Annotated in this window: 12 protein-coding genes; 4 read left to right on the top strand and 8 right to left on the bottom strand. The window is 69.8% G+C overall.

Annotated features, from left to right (window positions below; all coding sequences use genetic code 11):
• Together rpsB and PZE19_RS09425 are read right to left on the bottom strand one after the other, a co-directional pair.
• Positions 1-841, bottom strand: an 841-nt coding sequence (rpsB, locus tag PZE19_RS09430) for a 30S ribosomal protein S2 (protein ID WP_277860337.1), incomplete at its 3' end; no start/stop codon positions are given.
• A 585-nt stretch (positions 842-1,426) separates the two neighbouring features.
• Positions 1,427-3,256, bottom strand: a complete 1,830-nt coding sequence (locus tag PZE19_RS09425; protein WP_277860336.1) for a UbiD family decarboxylase — start codon at positions 3,254-3,256, stop codon at positions 1,427-1,429.
• A 169-nt stretch (positions 3,257-3,425) separates the two neighbouring features.
• On the opposite strand from PZE19_RS09425, the gene ltaE reads away from it, so the two are divergent.
• Complete coding sequence (gene ltaE, locus PZE19_RS09420; protein ID WP_277860335.1) at positions 3,426-4,493, top strand: low-specificity L-threonine aldolase; 1,068 nt, start codon at positions 3,426-3,428, stop codon at positions 4,491-4,493.
• A gap of 84 nt (positions 4,494-4,577) precedes the next feature.
• Here the strand turns inward: ltaE and PZE19_RS09415 are convergent, their stop codons facing one another.
• Positions 4,578-6,791 (bottom strand): hypothetical protein, encoded by a 2,214-nt coding sequence (locus PZE19_RS09415; protein WP_277860334.1) that lies wholly within the window; start codon positions 6,789-6,791, stop codon positions 4,578-4,580.
• Between the two features lie 492 nt (positions 6,792-7,283).
• Between PZE19_RS09415 and PZE19_RS09410 the strand changes: the two genes are divergently transcribed.
• Both PZE19_RS09410 and PZE19_RS09405 read left to right on the top strand, forming a co-directional pair.
• Positions 7,284-9,338 carry a CRTAC1 family protein gene (locus PZE19_RS09410; RefSeq protein ID WP_277860333.1) on the top strand — a complete coding sequence of 685 codons (2,055 nt, stop codon included), beginning with the start codon at positions 7,284-7,286 and terminating at the stop codon, positions 9,336-9,338.
• Between the two features lie 34 nt (positions 9,339-9,372).
• Complete coding sequence (locus tag PZE19_RS09405; protein WP_277860332.1) at positions 9,373-9,813, top strand: hypothetical protein; 441 nt, start codon at positions 9,373-9,375, stop codon at positions 9,811-9,813.
• A gap of 27 nt (positions 9,814-9,840) precedes the next feature.
• Here PZE19_RS09405 and argJ read toward each other — a convergent pair whose 3' ends face one another.
• The gene (gene argJ / locus PZE19_RS09400) at positions 9,841-11,031 is read right to left on the bottom strand and encodes a bifunctional glutamate N-acetyltransferase/amino-acid acetyltransferase ArgJ (RefSeq protein WP_277860331.1); all 1,191 of its coding nucleotides are present in this window, start codon (positions 11,029-11,031) and stop codon (positions 9,841-9,843) included.
• 463 nt (positions 11,032-11,494) lie between these two features.
• Between argJ and PZE19_RS09395 the strand changes: the two genes are divergently transcribed.
• Complete coding sequence (locus PZE19_RS09395) at positions 11,495-13,711, top strand: hypothetical protein (RefSeq protein WP_277860330.1); 2,217 nt, start codon at positions 11,495-11,497, stop codon at positions 13,709-13,711.
• 137 nt (positions 13,712-13,848) lie between these two features.
• Here PZE19_RS09395 and rdgB read toward each other — a convergent pair whose 3' ends face one another.
• From rdgB to argF, 4 genes are all read right to left on the bottom strand, one after another.
• Positions 13,849-14,505 (bottom strand): RdgB/HAM1 family non-canonical purine NTP pyrophosphatase, encoded by a 657-nt coding sequence (gene rdgB / locus PZE19_RS09390; RefSeq protein ID WP_277860329.1) that lies wholly within the window; start codon positions 14,503-14,505, stop codon positions 13,849-13,851.
• Between the two features lie 151 nt (positions 14,506-14,656).
• A complete protein-coding gene (locus PZE19_RS09385) occupies positions 14,657-15,706 on the bottom strand; it encodes a hypothetical protein (RefSeq protein ID WP_277860328.1) in 1,050 nt (349 codons plus the stop codon).
• 212 nt (positions 15,707-15,918) lie between these two features.
• Positions 15,919-16,623 carry a ribonuclease PH gene (gene rph / locus PZE19_RS09380; protein ID WP_277860327.1) on the bottom strand — a complete coding sequence of 235 codons (705 nt, stop codon included), beginning with the start codon at positions 16,621-16,623 and terminating at the stop codon, positions 15,919-15,921.
• Positions 16,624-16,636: 13 nt separating this feature from the next.
• A complete protein-coding gene (gene argF, locus PZE19_RS09375) occupies positions 16,637-17,605 on the bottom strand; it encodes an ornithine carbamoyltransferase (protein WP_438269969.1) in 969 nt (322 codons plus the stop codon).
• Positions 17,606-17,679: the final 74 nt, after the last annotated feature.

Below are 17,679 nucleotides of genomic sequence, written 5' to 3'. Positions count from 1 at the left end.
GGGCCGGGCCGGGCTGGCCGGGCATGGTCCGGGGTCCGCCGCCGCCCATGCGGATGCCGTCGCGCGGGCCGCCCGGTCCGCGGCGTCCGCCGCGATCACGCCGGTCGCCGCCGCGGCCGTCGCGCTCGTCGCGCTCGGGGGGCTGGGGCGGCAGGTCGGGGGCGATGGCCTTGCCCTCGATGATCGCGTCGGTCAGCCGCTTGATCAGCAGCTCGATCGACCGCATGCTGTCGTCGTTGGCCGGGACCGGCAGGTCGACCAGGTCGGGGTCGCAGTCGGTGTCCAGCAGCGCGACGACCTTGACCCCCAGCTTCCGCGCCTCGGCCACCGCGATGTGCTCGCGGCGGGGGTCGACGACCAGCAGCGCCTCGGGGAGCCGGGTCATGCTGCGGATGCCGGACAGGTTGCGCTCGATCTTCTTGCGCTCGCGGGTGAGCGTGGAGATCATCTTCTTGGAGTAGCTCGACGCCTGCTCGCCGTCGAGGATCGTCTCCAGCTCCTCGAGCCGTTCCAGCCGGCTGCGGATCGTCCGGAAGTTGGTCAGCGTGCCGCCCAGCCAGCGCTCGGTGACGTACGGCATGCCGCTGCGGGTGCACTCCTCGACGAGCGTCTCGGACGCCTGCCGCTTGGTGCCCACGAACAGGATCAGCCCGTTCTGCGAGGCGATCTTGTGGAAGAACTTGGTGGCGCGGAGCAGGCCCCGCACCGTCTCTTTGAGGTCGATGATGTGGATCAGGTTGCGCTTGCCGTAGATGTACGGCTTCATCTTCGGGTTCCAGCGGCTGGCCCGATGGCCGAAGTGCACGCCGGCGTCGATCAGATCTTTGACGACCAGGGACACGAGTTCCACCTCTCTTAACGACGATGACGATCCGGCCGCGCTCCCCGGAGCGTCGCGCCCAGGGCGGCCTTGCAGGAGACGATCGAGGACGAATGGGGACGTAAAACGATTCGCGACCGGCCCTTGCGCAGGGATCGACGGGCAGGGGACGATCGACCGCCTTTGGGCGGGCGCGTCATCCCGAGGGCCCGGCGGGGCCTCGCATCCCGGCCGCGCATCACCCCTTCTCGAAGGGGAGACTCAGTTTATCGGCTTCCAGGGCCGCCGTCAAATCCGCGGGCGACCGCCGAGCCTTCGCCTCGGGGCCGAAATCGCTCCCGGATCGGCGATTCGGGACCATGGTCTCGATAGGGACGCTGCGCGCCGTCCCTCGATGTCGAGGGCGTCTATTTGGAGGCGACGACGAGGAATGGACCGGAAAATTGAAAAAATAAACGACGAGCAAACCCAATCCCGGGCGATTCAGGGATTGTCGTAAAGCATTATACGATTGAATGATGCGAAACAAAATCGGGGCTCGAAGCGATTGGCTTCTTTCGCAAAGGAAGCCGATCCGCGAGCCTCAGCCTCGCTCGCCCTCCGGCCTCAATAGACCCCGTGCAGCGGTCCGCCGGGGGCGGCCAGGCGGTCGACGCGCTTCTCGATCTCGGGGTCGTCGACCAGCGGCGGGGCGTGGTGGGGCTTGATGCGTGCGTCGATCACGAGCGGGCCGGTGCAGCCCCAGTGCTTGTCCCGGACGAACCAGCCGACGCCGTGGACGTCCGCGGCCGGGTTGGATCGGGTGAAGACGACCCAGAGGAAGTTGTTCAGGGTCCGGGCCGTGAACTCGGCGTCGTCGACGACCACGATCAAGGGGAAGGCCCGGATCGGGTCGTCGGGGCCGAATGAGTCGGCGAAGGCCTCGATCCGGGTCGCGCCCGGCTCGAAATTCGGGCCGGTCACGGCCAGGACGCCGGGCATGACGGGGCAGGGGTCGCGGAAGCCTTCGGGCAGGCTCAGGCCGGTCGGTCGCTCGCGGGGAAGCTCCCGAAGTTTGGGGCCGGCGGCGGCCATGACGACCTTCGACCCCTGGTTCAGGCCGTGGCCCGAGTAGTCCAGGGTGTCCATGGTCGTCTGGGTTTGGAAGTGGAGGTCCCGCCGCCAGTCGATCCGTTCGAGCAGGTGTCGCAGGAAGGCGGCGATGTCGTGGATGTCGAGTTCGGGGTCGTCCTCGCGGGCGACGATCAGCAGGAACTTCGCCAGCGAGAGCTGGCCCTGGCCGAGGATGGCGTTGGCGACCGTCAGAATCTCCTGCGGCCTGCGGACCTCGGCGTAGGGGACGTACCGCTCGCTGGCGACGGCCAAAAGAAGGGGGTGGACGCCGGCGGCGTCGACGGCGTGGACGGCGTGCAGGCCGGGGATCACCGTGGGGATGATCGGGCCGGTCAGGTCGTGGATCAGCTCGCCGAACGTCGTGTCCTCCTGGGGAGGCCGGCCGACCGAGGTGAACGGCCAGATCGCCCCCTCGCGGTGGTAGACCCGCTCGACCTTCAGCACGGGGAAGTCGTGGGCCAGGCTGTAGTAGCCCAGGTGGTCGCCGAACGGCCCCTCGGGCTTGCGCACGTCCGGGTCGATGTAGCCCGAGATCACGAAATCGGCCTCGGCGGGCATGGCCAGCCGGCCCTCGGGCGCGACCATCCTCACCCGACGGCCCCCGAGCGCGCCGGCGAAGGCCAGCTCGGGGAGCCCCTCGGGAAGCGGCATCACCGCGGCGACGGTCAGGGCGGGGGGGCCGCCGACGACCACGTTCACGCGCAGGCGCTCGCCGCGGCGGATCGCGGCCGCGTGGTGGACGCCGATCCCGCGGTGGATCTGGTAGTGCAGCCCGACCTCCTCGTTCCGCTCGTAGGCGTTGCCGGCGAGCTGCACCCGGTACATCCCCAGGTTCGATCGGGCCAGCCCGGGGCGGTCGGGATCCTCGCTGTAGACCAGGGGAAGGGTGACGAACGGGCCGCCGTCGCCGGGCCAGGAGGTCAGGGCGGGGAGCTGCGACAGGAGCGTCTCGTGGTCCAGGATCGGCCCCCGGCGCCCCCTCTTCGGCAGCAGCCGGAGCGCCGTCAGCGGAACCCCTCGGTAGCGCCAGGGGCGTTTCATCCCCGCCGAGGGGTCGACCTTCAGTTCGACCAGCCGGGCCACGGCGTCGAGGGTGTCGCGGAACAGGTAGCGGGCGCGTTCGAGGGTCCCGAACAGGTTCCCGACCATGGGGAAGGGGGTCCCCTTGACCCGGGTGAAATAGACCGCCGGACCCCCCGCCTGGTACACCCGGCGCTGGATTGCGGCCACTTCGAGGTAGGGGTCGACCTCCTCGTCGACGACGATCAGGCGGTCGGTCTTGCGGAGGTCCAGGACGCATTCGGCGAGCGAGCGATAGCCCATCCGGGCGGTTCCTCGGGGTCGTGGCGGGGATCAAGCTGGGGATGCAACAAGGATACGGGCGCGACGGTCGGACGTCGACCGGCCGGGGTGCCGGGTTGACCGGGCGAGCCCCATGGCCGCACAATCGCGGGCGTTTCGATCCCGATGCCCGTCCTGGAGATGCACCCCGATGAGCCGTCCGCCGATCGACCTGCGGTCCGACACGGTGACCAAGCCGACGCCCGCGATGCGGCTGGCGATGGCCGAGGCGGAGGTCGGCGACGACGTCTACGGCGAGGACCCGACGGTCCTGGCGCTGGAGGCCCGCACGGCCGCGCTGCTGGGCAAGGAGGCGGCTCTCTTCACCCCCTCGGGGACGATGGCCAACCAGATCGCCGTGGGCGTCCACTGCCGGCCCGGCGACGAGCTGATCTGCTCGGCGACGTCGCACGTCTACCTGTGGGAGGCCGGCGGCATCGCCCGCCTCTGGGGCGTCACGCCCCGGACTTTCCCCGGCGACGCCGGCCTGCTGACCCTCGCCGAGATCGAGGAGTCCGTCCGGCCCGACGACCAGCACTTCGTCCGCACCCGGCTGGTCACCCTGGAGAACACCCACAACCGGGGCGGCGGCCCGGTCCACCCCATCGAGGACGTGCGGGCGATCGCGCGGTGGGCGAAGCAGCAGGGGCTCGCCATGCATCTCGACGGGGCCCGGCTGATGAACGCCGTCGTCGCCTCGGGGATCGCCGCGTCCGAGTGGGCGAAGTCGTTCGACACGGTCTCGATCTGCTTCTCGAAGGGCCTGGGGGCCCCGGTGGGCTCCGCCCTGGCGGGCTCGACCGAGGCGATCCTTCAGGCCCGGCGGCTCCGCAAGCTCCTGGGGGGCGGGATGCGGCAGGCGGGGATCCTCGCGGCGGGGGCGCTCTACGCCCTCGGGCACAACGTCGAGAGGCTGGCCGAGGACCACGCCCACGCCCTGATCCTGGCGGAGGCGTTCTCGGACGTCGAAGGGGTGCAGATCGAATCCTGGCCCGTCGAGACGAACCTGGTCTGGGTGACGGTCGACCCGGCCCTGGCGACCGCGGCCGAGGTCGCCGCCCACCTGAGGCTGCACGGCGTCCTCACGTCGGCCCTGGGAGACCAGACCCTCCGGGCCTGCACCCACCTGGACGTCTCGCGAGCGGACGTCGAACGCGCCGCCGAGGTCATCCGCGGGATCGAGCCCGAGGCCCTCGCCGCGGAGACGGTCGTCTACTGAAACGAGCCGGCCGAGGCCCCTCGGATCGCTCCGGGAGGCCTCGGCCGGCGGTTCATCGGTCGACGGAGTTCGTCGAGCCCGAGATCACTGCTGGTAGGTGACGACGGCCGCCTGGGCCGGCACCTGGACCTGGACGGGGATGGACCCGGCCGGCTGGGCCGGCGTGGCGGCGACCGGCTGCGGGGCGGGCGCGAACGCCGGCTGATCGATGGTGCGGACCAGGTTGACGCGGACCCAGCCCGAGGGGTCGACCGGCGAGATCGACCGGATGGCCAGGCCCGGGATGCGGACGTTGTCGAGGCTGGCGTCGATCGGCTGGGTCCGGATCCGGCCGAGCAGGGCGGTGATCACCAGGGCCCCGCTGAAGCGGTTGAGCGGCTGGGCGTCGGCCTCGCTCTCGCGGATGGCGACGACCTGGGCCGTGGGCGGCACGGTCAGGTCCTCGATCTTGCCGGTGACGTGGTAGGAGACGGCCGAGAGGGGCTCGACCTTGTAGGAAAGGGCGATCTCCGTCTGCGGCAGCTTGATGCGCAGGACCTTGGCGTTGGCCCCCACGGCCGAGCCGGCCTGACTGTTGGCGTCGGGGGCGGGGACGTCGATCTCGACGTCCTTGACGATCGCGACCAGGAAGCCGCGGGCGTCGGCGGCGAACTCGGGCGGCTGCGAGGGCCGGCGGATCCGCAGGGCCTGCACCTTGGGGTTGTTGGCCTTGCGGGCCTCGTCGACGGCCTTCAGGTAGGTCGGGAAGTCGACGTTGCGGGTGATCGTCGCGGCCTGGGCCGGGGGCGTGCCCGGGGGCACGTCGTGGGTAACGATCATCAGGTTCTCGACGGCCTGGACGTCGGGACGCCGGAAGAGGGCGTCGACGGCGCTGGTCATGACCGAGCCGACGTGGACGTCGGCGGTCAGGCCGGCGTCGGGGGCGGCGAAGCGCGTCGGCTGAGGGGCGTCGGCCCCGCGCTGGGTGTCGCCGGTGCGGGACTGGAAGAGCCCGCCGACGTACACGGCGTCGGGCCGCGACCGCAGCGACAGCCCGGAGACGAGGAATTCCTGGATGGCCAGCAGGTCGTTGCCGATGAGGAATCGCTGGATCTGGGCGTTGCGCTGGGCGGTCTCGCCGGCGATCCGCTCCATCGCTTCTTCCTGGGCCTCCTGGGGGATCCGTTGCTGGAACTGGGCCAGGGCGTTCTGGTAGACCTCGTTCGTGATCCGGTTCTGGCCGTATCCGACGAGGCCGGCGATCGCCCGGGTCAGGCCGCCGCCCGGCTGCGGGGTCGAGCAGATCTGGGCGTTGACGTTGTGCGACGCCTGGGGCGTGAGCGACAGGCCCGAGGTGCTGATCGTGGCATAGACGGTCTGCTCGGCCGAGTCGAGGCTCGTGGCCGTGAACTGGTACATCTTGGCCGCCCGCTGGCCCTTCTGGTCGGAGGCGACCTGGTTCTGGAAGTCGGTGATCGGCGTCGTGCTCTGGAGCATCTGCTTGTTGTAGAACACGATCCCCTGGTCGCTGGGGAGCAGGCCGAAGCCCGTCTTGGGGCCGGCCGTCACCTGCGACCAGTAGCCCTTGCGGAAGATCGGCCCGGTCGTCACGAGCGGGGCGTCGAACAGGGGCTGGACGATCGAGAGGTCGGCGGTGATGTCCAGGTTGGGCTGGTTGAACAGCCCGCTGATGGCATTCTGGAGGTCGGCCGACGGCTGCCAGGGCTGCGCGGCGTTCCGCTGGCTGAGGGCCGTCAGGGCCTGGTGGATCGCCTTCAGGCCCTCCTGACGCTGGCCGACGGTGGTCGCGCCATGATACTTCGTCAGCGCCTGGGCGAGGTCGCCGGCGACGAACGTGGACCAGGCCTGGCGGTTCGCCTGCACGGCGGGGTCGTTCGTGGGCGGGAGGCCCTGGAGCCTCTCATTGATGCGGCGCTCGGCCCAGGCGAGCTGGACGCGGGGGCGGAGCCAGGCCCGCAGCTCCTCGCGGATCGTCTGGGCCGGCTGCCAGGGGACCGGGGCCAGGGCGGCCGACATCTGGTAGAGCTGGTTCAGCGGCCCGACGCGGTCTTCGGGCGTCTGGGCCTCGGTGTACGCCTTGAGCTGGCCCAGCATCGCGTCGAAGAAGACGCCCCAGCCGGGGGCGTTGGGATCCTTGGGGACCTCGGGCCGCGACCAGGCTGCGTTGAGGTCGCGGATCGCCTTCTCGACGTTCGCATAGGTGGAAGGCGCCGGCGCGGCCGACGCGCGTGGCTGGCCGAAGGTCCCCAGGGCGACGGCTATCGCCGCCAGGACCGCGGTCGACACGAGACGTTGCATGTATTCGCTCCCAGGTTGATTTCGCACCCGCCGCGAGAGGGCCATTGGACTCTCTATCGCTCGGGTGCGACTGTCGGATGATCGATTCCCCGACGAGGCACGACGAGGAGGACGCAACCTGACCGTCCCAACGGATGTACGGGGCCGATCGAGATCGACTATGGGTAAGATACACAATCTGTACCGACGCTGGAAGGACGCCGCCGCCCCGCGTGCGGGATGGGGGTTTTGAGCGATCCTTGGCGATCGTGACGACCGTCGACGTTGCGAACGACGTTCCAGTCGTCGGAAAAGCGGGAATCGAATCGCCGTGCCCGAGCGTCGCGAGGGCCTTCGCCTGGCGCGGCCGACCGTGATACGATCGATCCCGCGTCGGCCCGTCGTGTGCGACGACGTCCGCGAGCGACGGCGGGATCCGGGTGCGGGCCGGCGACGATCTCATCTTCCATCATCAGCGCCGCCGGGATCCCGCGGGCGAGAAGAAGGTACGTCATGAGAGGCACGACTCGATCCGGGCCGGGCACCCGCGTCGCCGGCTTATCCCGGGGGCTTGCGGGGGCGGCGTTCGCGGCCCTGCTGGCGCTCGCAGGCTGCGGCGGGGGGGGCGGCGGGCCCGACCCCGAGGCTCGACCGGCGGGCAAGGTCGCCGCGGCTTCCGGTCGCCCCGGCCCCACGTCCAAACCCTCGACTCCCCGCCCGACCGCCAAGAAGCCGGCGCAGGCGGTCTCCTCGATCCCCGGCGACCGCGTGACGCTCGTGACCAGCTCGGTCGTGCTGTCCAAGCAGACCGAGTCGAGCCCCTTCCGCTTCGCCGAGGTCTCCAAGGAGTGGGGCGTCGACTTCGTCCACTTCTCGGGCATGGTCGACGAGAAGCACTTCCCGACCGCCAACGGCTCGGGCGTGGCGATCTTCGACTACGACGGCGACGGCCGGCTGGACCTCTATTTCGCCACCCAGACCCTGCTCCCCCTGGGGACCGCCGAGAAGGGCTCGAACCGGCTCTTCCGGAACCTCGGCGACGGCCGATTCGAGGACGCCACCGAGCGTTCGGGCCTGGGCTTCCGCGGCTTCTGCCACGGCGTCGTGGTCGGCGACGTCGACAACGACGGCGACCGCGACGTCTTCCTCTGCAACTACGGCCCCAACAGGCTCTACCGCAACAACGGCGACGGCACGTTCCTGGACGTGAGCGCCAAGGCCGGCGTCGACAGGCCGTCGTGGTCCTCGGGCGGGGCCATGCTCGACTACGACAACGACGGCGACCTGGACGTCTACGTCGCCAACTACGGCCGCTGGAACTACCCCGAGGACCACGCCCGCGTCGGCGACGCCGAGAAGAAGATCTGGCTCTACGCCTCGCCCCGGTCGATCGTCCCCGTCAAGCACATGCTCTACCGCAACAACGGCGACCTGACCTTCACCGACGTCTTCGACCAGGCCATCACCGTCGAGACCGAGGTCGTCACCGGCCAGAAGGAGGAGGTCGACCCCAAGACCGGGGCCAAGAAGAAGGTGGACGTCGTCGAGAAGAAGCGGGAGCCGCACCCCCGGGCCGACGGCCACGGCTTCGGCGTCGTCGCCGCCGACCTGAACGACGACGGCCTGGTCGACCTCTACGTCGCCAACGACATGAACCCCAATTTCCTCTTCTTCAACCGCGGCGACGGCACCTTCGACGACGCCACCGAGCTGTCGGGCGCGGCCTTCGACTACAACGGCGTCGCGCAGTCGGGGATGGGGGTGGACGCCGAGGACGTCGACGGCGACGGCTTCCCCGAGCTGTTCGTGACGAACTTCGCCCAGGAGTACGCCACGCTCTATCAGAACTTCGGCAACCGAGGCTTCTTCGACAACACGGCCTTCTTCGGCCTGGCGTCCGACACGATGCCGTTCGTCAAATGGGGGACGGGCCTGGTCGACTTCGACGCCGACGGCTGGCCCGACGTCTTCATCAGCAACGGCCACGTCGACGACAACCGCCGGAAACTCGGCCAGCCGATCGACTACGAGGAGCCCGCCCAGCTCTTCCGCAACATGGACGGCAAGCGGTTCCGGCTCTCGACCCGCGACGTCGGCCCGTACTTCGAGCAGAAGCACGTCGGCCGGGGCGCGGCGTTCGGGGATATCGACGACGACGGCGACGTCGACATCGTGGTCAACGAGAAGGACCGCCCCGCCGCGATCCTCCGCAACGACACGCCGACGAAGAACCACTGGATCCGCCTGGCCCTCCAGGGGACGAAGAGCAACCGCGACGCGGTCGGCTCGCTGGCGATCGTCGAGACCCCGAAGCGGACGATCTACCGGCAGCTCAAGGGGGGCGTCAGCATGGAATCCGCCAACGATCCCCGGCTGACCATCGGCGTCGGGGCCGACCCCATCGACCGGCTCACGATCGTCTGGCCCTCGGGGATCGTCACGACCCTGGAGAAGCCCGACCTCGACAGGGAGCACAGGCTCGTCGAGCCCGCCGACCAGGCCCCGACCATGCTCTACGGCCAGCCCCGCGTGAAGCGCGAGCCCGCGAAGGATCCGGCCGCGAAGTGACGTGCCGACGCGAATGCGAGGAGACGAACCGACCGTGGGAATGGAATGGTCGCTCAATCTCGTCGAGCCGGTGACGTTTCGGGACGGCCCCGGCGAGCGGTTCGTCCCGAGTTTCAGCCCGATCCAGCTCGACGCCATACTGGTCGGGCGGGACGAAGGACCCGTCTCGGAGTTGCTGGACAGCGGAAAGGTCTCCTGCGATCACGACCGTGCGGGCATCGACTGGTCCCGTCACATGTGCCCGCCGCCGACCATCCCGGTCGAGGCCGTCCGGCGATGCGCCGCTCGACTCTCGAACGTAACGCAACGCGACTACGCTCCGATGGATTTCGCCTTGTCGAAGATGTCCTGCGACAGGCTCGACTCGGTGAGGCGTGCACTGTATGCGGCCGTCGCCGAGGAGGCCGATCTATTCCGCAAGTTCATCGCCGAGGCGGCGGATGGGGGCTGGGCGTTGCGCTGCTGGATGCGATGACGCGACGCCCGCCCGGATCCCGCCCGATCAGGTGGTGTAATCGGCGTTGAGGTGGACGTACTCGGCGGTGAGGTCGCAGGTCCAGAAGCGGATTGCGGCCTCGCCGCGGGCGAAGAGGAGGCGCATGGTGACGTCGCGGCGGCCGCGGATGTCGGCCGAGAGGGCGTCGGCGTCGAAGGTCGTCGGCGTTCCCTTCTCGTAGACGCAGACGCCGTTGAGCCAGAGCGACAGCTCGTTCTCGTCGAACGGGATCCCGGCGTAGCCCGCCGCCGAGACGATCCGGCCCCAGTTGGGGTCGGCCCCGTGGATGGCGGTCTTCACCAGCGGGCTGTCGGCCACGGCGCGCGCGAGCGTCCGCGCCTCCTCGCGATCGGCCGCGCCCTCCACGTCGATCGTGATGAAGTGGGTCGAGCCCTCGCCGTCGGCGGCCATCTCCATGGCGAGCGTCCGGCAGGCGGCTCGGACCGTCTCGGTGAACTCTTCGAGGGCGGGGCCTTCCAGCTCGCCGCCCGGGGCCAGGCCCGAGGCCAGCAGCAGCACCGTGTCGTTCGTGCTGGTGTGGCCGTCGACCGAGACGCAGTTGAAGCTCTCGTCGACCACCTCGGAGAGGATCCGCTGGAGAGTCTCTTCCCGCACCTTCGCGTCGGTCGCGAGGAACGCCAGCATGGTCGCCATCCGGGGGCCGATCATCGCCGCCCCCTTGGCCATCCCGAACAGCGACCACGGCCCGCGCGTCTCCGAGACGATCTTGGTGCGCGTGTCGGTCGTGAGGATCGCCTGGGCGGCGGTCCGGAAGCTCTCGGGGTCGGCTGAAAGCGCCGGCGCGGCCGATCGGAGCCCGGTCTCAAGGCGGTCCATCGGCAACTGATGGCCGATCACGCCCGTCGAGGCCACGAGGACGTCGGTGGCCTCGCAGCCGATCAACTCGGCCGCGAGCGCCGCCGTGCGGGAGACGTTCGCGTTGCCCTGATATCCCGTCGCCGCGTTGGCGTTGCCGGCGTTGACCACGATCGCCCGGACCGACGACGAGGGGAGCGTCGACCGGCACCATTGCACGGGAGCCGCGCAGACGCGGTTGGTGGTGAACGTGCCGGCGGCGGTGCAGGGGACGTCGGCGACCAGCATGGCGAGGTCCAGGCCCCCGGAGGGCTTGATGCCGGCCTTCACGGCCGAGGCGCGGAAGCCGCGGGGGACGACGATCGGCGACGCTTCGCTCATGGACCACGACCTCGGAATCAAATGCAGCCACACCGGGACGACCTCGCCCCGCGCCCCTCGAAAATACCCGCCGCCGACGGCGATGGCCAGGCGTCGGCGAGGGCCCCCGATCGACGCGCGAGCGGTCCGCCTGGTTCGGTCGCGGCGATTCTGGCGCGCCTGCGGGGAACGCCGACTGCGAGAATCTTGTGGCTTTTGGGGGTGCTTGCGTTAGGGAGGTAACGAATGTAAGAGGCATGCACCCTGGGCAGCCTGGATTGCTGGGTTATTTGGATAAACACCCTAAGGGGGCGATTGGGGAAGGACGATGAGTAGGGTTGGTTGGCGGCTCAGGGTCCCGAGGCGGAGTCTCGGATCCGACGGCCGTATGAGCGCCGAAGTCAGTCGGGAGTGTACCGTGGAGCGTCCGATGTTGAGAAAACTACCGTGGCTCGCCCTGACGGTCCTAGGATTGGGACTCGGGGTGGCTGCGCGCCCGGCCCAGGCCAGTTACGGCGGCGGCGCCTCGTCGCGCTGCTGCCCGGCCCCCCAGGAATGCGGGGGGCACGTCCAGTATCAGCTCCAGCGTCGGACGGTCCTGCAGAACGTGCAGGAGACCGTCTATGAGACGCAGCAGGTGCCCAGCGTCCGGATCGTATCCGAGACGGTGATGCAGCCGCGGACGGTCCAGTCGGTCCGCAACGTCGTCGAGAACCACGTCCGCCAGGAGCAGTACACGGTCAGCCGCCCGGTCTACCGGACCGTCAGCCAGATCGTGAACTACACCGTCCAGAAGCCGGTCACCCGGACCGTCTGGAAGGACGTCGCGTACACGGTCAGCCGGCCGGTCCGCGAGACCCACTACGAGACCCGCTCCTACACGGTCCAGCGGCCCGTGAAGGAGACGAGCTTCCGGACCACGTACTACAACGTCAACCGCCAGGTGCGCGAGACGTCGTTCAAGGACGTGACGTACACCGTCAGCCGCCCCGTGCAGGAGACGATCTTCAAGACCGTCAACGAGGTCGTCTGCACCCCGGTGCAGGAGACCGCGTACAAGACCGTCTGCTACACCGTCAGCCGGCCGGTCCAGAAGACGTGCTACCGCACCGTGCCGTTCACCGTCCAGGTGCCGGTGCAGACGACCGTCATGCAGCAGCAGCCCTACACCGAGATGGTCCCCGTCCGGCAGACCGCCTACAAGGAGGTCGCCTACACGGTGTCCCGCCCGGTGCGCGAGACGGTCATGAAGGAGTGCCGGTACACCGTCCAGGTCCCCGTCCAGCGGACCGAGTACAAGACCTGCACCTACACCGTCAGCCGCCCGGTGCGCGAGACGGTCATGAAGGAGTGCCGCTACACCGTCTGCCGCCCCGTCCAGACGACCAGCATGAAGACGATCTCGAAGACGGTCTGCCAGAACGTCACCGAGACGGTCATGAAGGACGTCTGCGAGACGGTCTGCGTCCCCAAGACGGTCGTCAAGCAGGTCGCGAAGACGGTCTGCGAGCAGGTCGTGCAGTCGTACTACGTCCCCGGCAAGACGGTCTGCGTCAACGGCTGCCTCGTCGAGACGCCCGGCCAGTGGTGCCAGAAGACGGTCTCCTGCCCGCGCACGGTCGTCGAGAACGTCGAGTGCACGGTGTACGAGTCCCAGGCCGTGCGCAAGCAGGTCCCCGTGACGGTCTGCCGGTCGGTCCCCACGACCGTCACCGAGCAGGTCCCGGTCACCACCTGCCAGATGGTCTCGGAAGAGGTCGTCAAGCAGGTCCCCGTGACCGTCTGCCGCACCGTCCAGGAGGTCCAGTCGAAGCAGGTCCCGTACACGGTCTGCGAGTACGTCCCCCAGGAAGTGGTGAAGCAGGTCCCCGTGACCGTCTGCCGCACCGTCCAGGAGACGTGCACGAAGACCGTCCCGTACACGGTCTGCACGATGCAGCCCCGCACCGCCACCCGCTGCGTGCCGGTCAGCGTGACCAAGATGTGCGCCAAGACGGAGTATCGTCAGGACCCCTACCAGGTCACGACGTACGTCCCCGAGACGCTGTCGAAGCAGGTGCCGTACACGTACACCCGCATGCTCCGCGAGACCCGCGCCAAGCAGGTGCCGTGCACGATCACCCGGATGGTCCCGCAGACCTGCGTCAAGCGCGTCCCGATCACGACCTGCCGCACCGTCACCGAGACCTGCGCCAAGCAGGTGCCGGTGACGACCTGCCGGATGGTCGCCGAGACCCGCTCGTGCCAGGTGCCGGTGACGACCTGCCGCATGGTCCAGGAACAGTGCGTCAAGCAGGTCCCCCAGACCGTCTGCGACATGGTGACCGAGCAGCGGACCAAGTGCGTGCCGGTGACCGTCTGCGAGACCCAGCAGGTCGTCTGCACTCGCCAGGTCCCCTACACGACCTGCCAGCAGGTGGTCGACACCAAGGTCGTCCACTGCCCGGTGACCGTCCAGCGCGAGGTCGCCGAGACCAAGACCGTCTGCGTCCCCCGGACCGTCTGCAAGCAGGTGCCGGTCGAGGTCTGCGTCAAGGTGCCCGTCGTGACCCACTGCGAGCCGGCGGTCATCCCCTCGGCCCAGAGCGTCGTCGCCTCGCCGCAGGCCACCAGCCTGCCGATGACCACCCTGCCGGCGTGCGACGCGTGCGACGCCAAGCACCCGTTCTTCGCCAAGAAGGGCTTCGGCCTCTTCCACTGAGACTGAGCCGGGCGGTCGGACCGCCGGCGTCGATCCAACCCTCCGTTTCAGAACCGTCCTTCGGCGCTCCCTGAACGGCGAACGCCCCCCGGTGGGAAACCACCGGGGGGCGTTTTCGCATTCTTGAGGGGCGAAGATCAGCCCTCGATGGTCGCGAGCACGAGCTTCTCCAGGCCGGGCGTGAGGTGGGCGAAGGCCCGCGAGCGGTGGCTCAACTGGTGTTTCACCAGCGCGGACAGCTCGCCGAAGGTCTTGTGATATTCGGGGATCAGGAACATCGGGTCGTAGCCGAAGCCGCCGGGGCCGCGGAGCTCGCGGATGATCCGGCCGCGGACCGAGCCCTCGGCTTCGAGGCGGATGCGACCCTCGGGATCGGCCACGGCCAGGGCGCATCGGAACGCGGCCCCGCGGCGGTCGTCGGGCGTCGAGGCGAGTGCTTCCAGCAGCTTTCGGCAGTTGGCCGCGTCGTCGCAGGGCTCGCCCGCGTAGCGTGCCGAGTACACGCCCGGCGCGCCGTCGAGCGCGTCGACGGCCAGGCCCGAGTCGTCGGCCAGGACCCAGGCGCCGAGGGCCAGGGCGGTCTCCGAGGCCTTCTTGCGGGCGTTTCCGGCGAAGGTGTCGGCGTCCTCGACGACCTCGGGGACGTCGGGATAGGCCGCGATCGATTCGACGGCGACGAGGTCCATCCACGGCCGACGCTCCCAGGGGGGCGCGATCAACTCGGCCATCTCCTGGCATTTCTTGCGGTTCCGCGAGCCCAGGACGAGGCGGATCGGCGAGGGGGAGGCGCTCATGGTCGGTCGTCGATCCCGGGACGGTCGCCTCGCGCCCGGGGCCGCGAGGATGCCTTGAAACGCGAAGTCGCCGCCCTTCGCGAGGAGGGGCGGCGACTCATTCTCTCCGACGTCGAGGAGGGCGGGAAGGGGCGGGCGTCGGCCCCTCCGCTCATTTCTCGAAGTTCTGCTTGATCGGCGTCAGGTCGGTCAGGCCGGTGGCGGGCGCGATCATGGTGTCGAGCGTCTTGGCCCGGGTCTTGGCGTCCATGAGCGGCACCGCCAGCTTGACGAGCCCTTCCCGCGTGGCCCCGGCCCGAGGGTCGTTCGGGGCGTCGAACGCGCCCACGAAGACCCGGCTGGAGGTCCGGTCGTGGTAGACGTAGACGGGCTGGCCGATCTGGACGACGTCCTTGTCCTTCCGCAGGGTCGCGGCGAGCTTCTCGGCGTCGCTGGCCGCCGTGCGGAGCGGGCTCTTCAGGAGGTTCCAGTTGCCCTGAAAGGTGGAATCCTTCTCGTTGAACGTCGACCTGCCGCTGAACTCGGCGACCTGCAGGCTGTAGCGGCCCGGGCACTCGGCGATGCTGCCGGCGCCCGAGTTCATCTCGACGACGAGCCGGTCCTTCTTGACCGTGTAGAGGTGCTGGGCGGCGACGTACGGGTTGGTGGTGCGGGTCGCGTTGCTGAGTCCCTTGCGCCAGTGGAAGACCGAGGAGACGTTGTCGAGGCACTTCGGGCTGATCTTCTTGACCTGGTGGAGCAGGTCGGCGGTCGCCTTCTGGGTCTTCTCGTCGCCGACGAGAACGGCCGCCTGGTCATAAGTGCGGACCTTCTCGGGCACGCCCACGCCGGCCTGGACGACGGCCGCATCGGCCTGGGGCGGGATGCCCCGGATGTTGCTGCCGCCCGGCCAGTCCTTGCTGCGCAGGACGTACGCCGGCAGGTTGTACTCGCTGCGCAGCTCCTTGACGAGCGCCAGCGCCATCCGCTGGGAATCGGGGCCCTGGAAGGTCTTGGCCAGGACCATGAACGGGCCGTTCTCCTTGGTCAGGAGGTAGGGCTCGATCGGGTCGTCGGGCAGGTCCATCGTGGGGGCCTTGAGCTGATCGACGGGCGTCGGCTCGGGCACGGTCTCCACGGCGGTGGAGGGAATGGACTGCGCCCAGGCGGGCCCGCCCGCCAGGGCTCCCAGGAGTGCCATCGTGGCAAGAGGCTTCTTCATGGACGATCCCCTTCCTTGTCGGATCATCGACGCCCGGGCCGGCCCGGGGCCCGAGGGGGCCGCCGTTCCGAACTCCAGATTTCATCCCGTAGATCGCCGCGCGAGGCGGGGGCGAGTCCGATGGACGAGCCCCCCCGGCGGAACATGCGCGGAACTCTAGCAAAAACCCGGAAAGCCGCCCAGATCGATCGGCCCGGGAAATCCGCGGGCGATCACGCCCCCTCGATCGCCGCCTTCTGGAGCGCGGCGAGGCGGTCGATGCCGGCCTCGGCCAGATCGAGAAGCTGGTCGAGCTGGCCCCGCGAGAAGACGCCCCCTTCGCCTGTGCCTTGCACCTCGACGAGGCCGCCCGAGCCGAGCCGGACGACGTTGACGTCGACCTCGGCCTTCGAGTCCTCGGAGTAGTCCAGGTCGAGCAGGGGCCGGCCGGCGACGATGCCGACGCTGACGGCCGCGACCGACTCCTTGAGGACCTCGGCGGCCTTCTCGGGGCCGAACCGCTTGCCGAGGCCGATCGCGACGGCGACGTAGGCGCCGGTGATGGCGGCGGTCCGGGTGCCGCCGTCGGCGTTGATGACGTCGCAGTCGACGTGGACCGTCCAGGGGCCGAGGGCTTGGCGGTCGACGATCGCGCGGAGGCTCCGGCCGATCAGGCGCTGGATCTCCGTGGCCCGGCCGTCGGTCCGCCGCGAGATCCGGGTCGGGGTGCTGCCCGGGAGCATGGCGTACTCGGCCGTGAGCCAGCCCACGCCCTTGCCTTCCAGGAAGGGCGGGACCGTGTCGGCGATCTGGGCCGTGACCAGGACGGTCGTCCCCCCGCACGAATAGAGCACGCTGCCGGCGCAGTTGACCGCGAAGCCCGGCGCGATCGTCACGGGCCGCAGCTCGTCGTCGCTTCGTCCATCCCGGCGAGTCATGTCGCGACGCTCCTCAATACCGGAGTCGATCCTCGGCGGTGCGGTCCTGCACCAGCCATTCGAGAAGGGCCATCTGGAAGTACATGCGGTTGGCCGCCTGCTGGAAGACCCGGCTGCGGGGGCCGTCGAGCACGCCCGAGGTCACCTCCTCGCCGCGGTGGGCCGGCAGGCAGTGGAGGAAGACGGCGTCGGGCCGGGCGAGGTCCATCAGGTCCTCGTCGACCTGGAACGGCGCGAAGATCTCGCGGCGCTGGTCGGCCTCGTGCTCCTGGCCCATGCTGGCCCAGACGTCGGCGTAGACGGCGTCGGACCCCTCGGCCGCCTCGCGGGCGTCGTGGACGACCTGCAGCGGGACGTCGGGGAACCGCGCGGCGAAGGCGGCGGTGAAGGTCTCGGGGTACTCGTAGCCCTCGGGACAGGCCAGGACGAAGTCGACGTCGAGCAGGGCGGCGGCCTCGGCCAGAGACATCGCCACGTTGTTGCCGTCGCCCACGAAGGCGAGCTTGATCCCCGCCAGGTCCGGCTTCAGCTCCCGCAGCGTGAGCATGTCGGCCATGGCCTGGCAGGGGTGGGCGTCGTCGGAGAGGGCGTTGACGACCGGGATCGCGGCGTATTCGGCCAGTTCTTCGAGCATCGAGTGGGCGAACGTCCGGACGGCCAGGGCGTCGACGTACTGGCTGATGACCCGGGCGAAGTCGGCCACGCTCTCGCGGACGCCCATGCCCACGTCCTTGCCGCGGAGGAAGATCGAGCTTCCCCCCAGCCGGGCGAAGGCGGCCTCGAAGCTCACGCGGGTCCGCAGCGAGGGCTTCTCGAAGACCAGGCCGAGGTTCCTCCCCAGCAGGGGCGGCGTCCAGCCGGGCTCGACGCGGCCCGACTTCAGCGTCGCGGCGCGGTCGAGCAGCGCCCGGGCGCGGTCGGGGTCGATGCCTCGGAGGTCCAGGAAGTGGCGCGGCCCGGGGCGGCCGTCGCCGCCGGTCAGGGAGGCGCGGACGGCGGCCGGGGCGTCGCCGTTGCGGCGGGCGGGGGCGGCGGGGGGCCGCGGCCCGTGTTTCT

Origin of the sequence: Paludisphaera mucosa (assembly GCF_029589435.1) — a bacterium.
GTDB classification, from domain to species: Bacteria; Planctomycetota; Planctomycetia; order Isosphaerales; family Isosphaeraceae; genus Paludisphaera; species Paludisphaera mucosa.
Note: the sequence above shows the minus strand (reverse complement) of the source record. Positions and strands in the feature narration are given on the sequence as shown.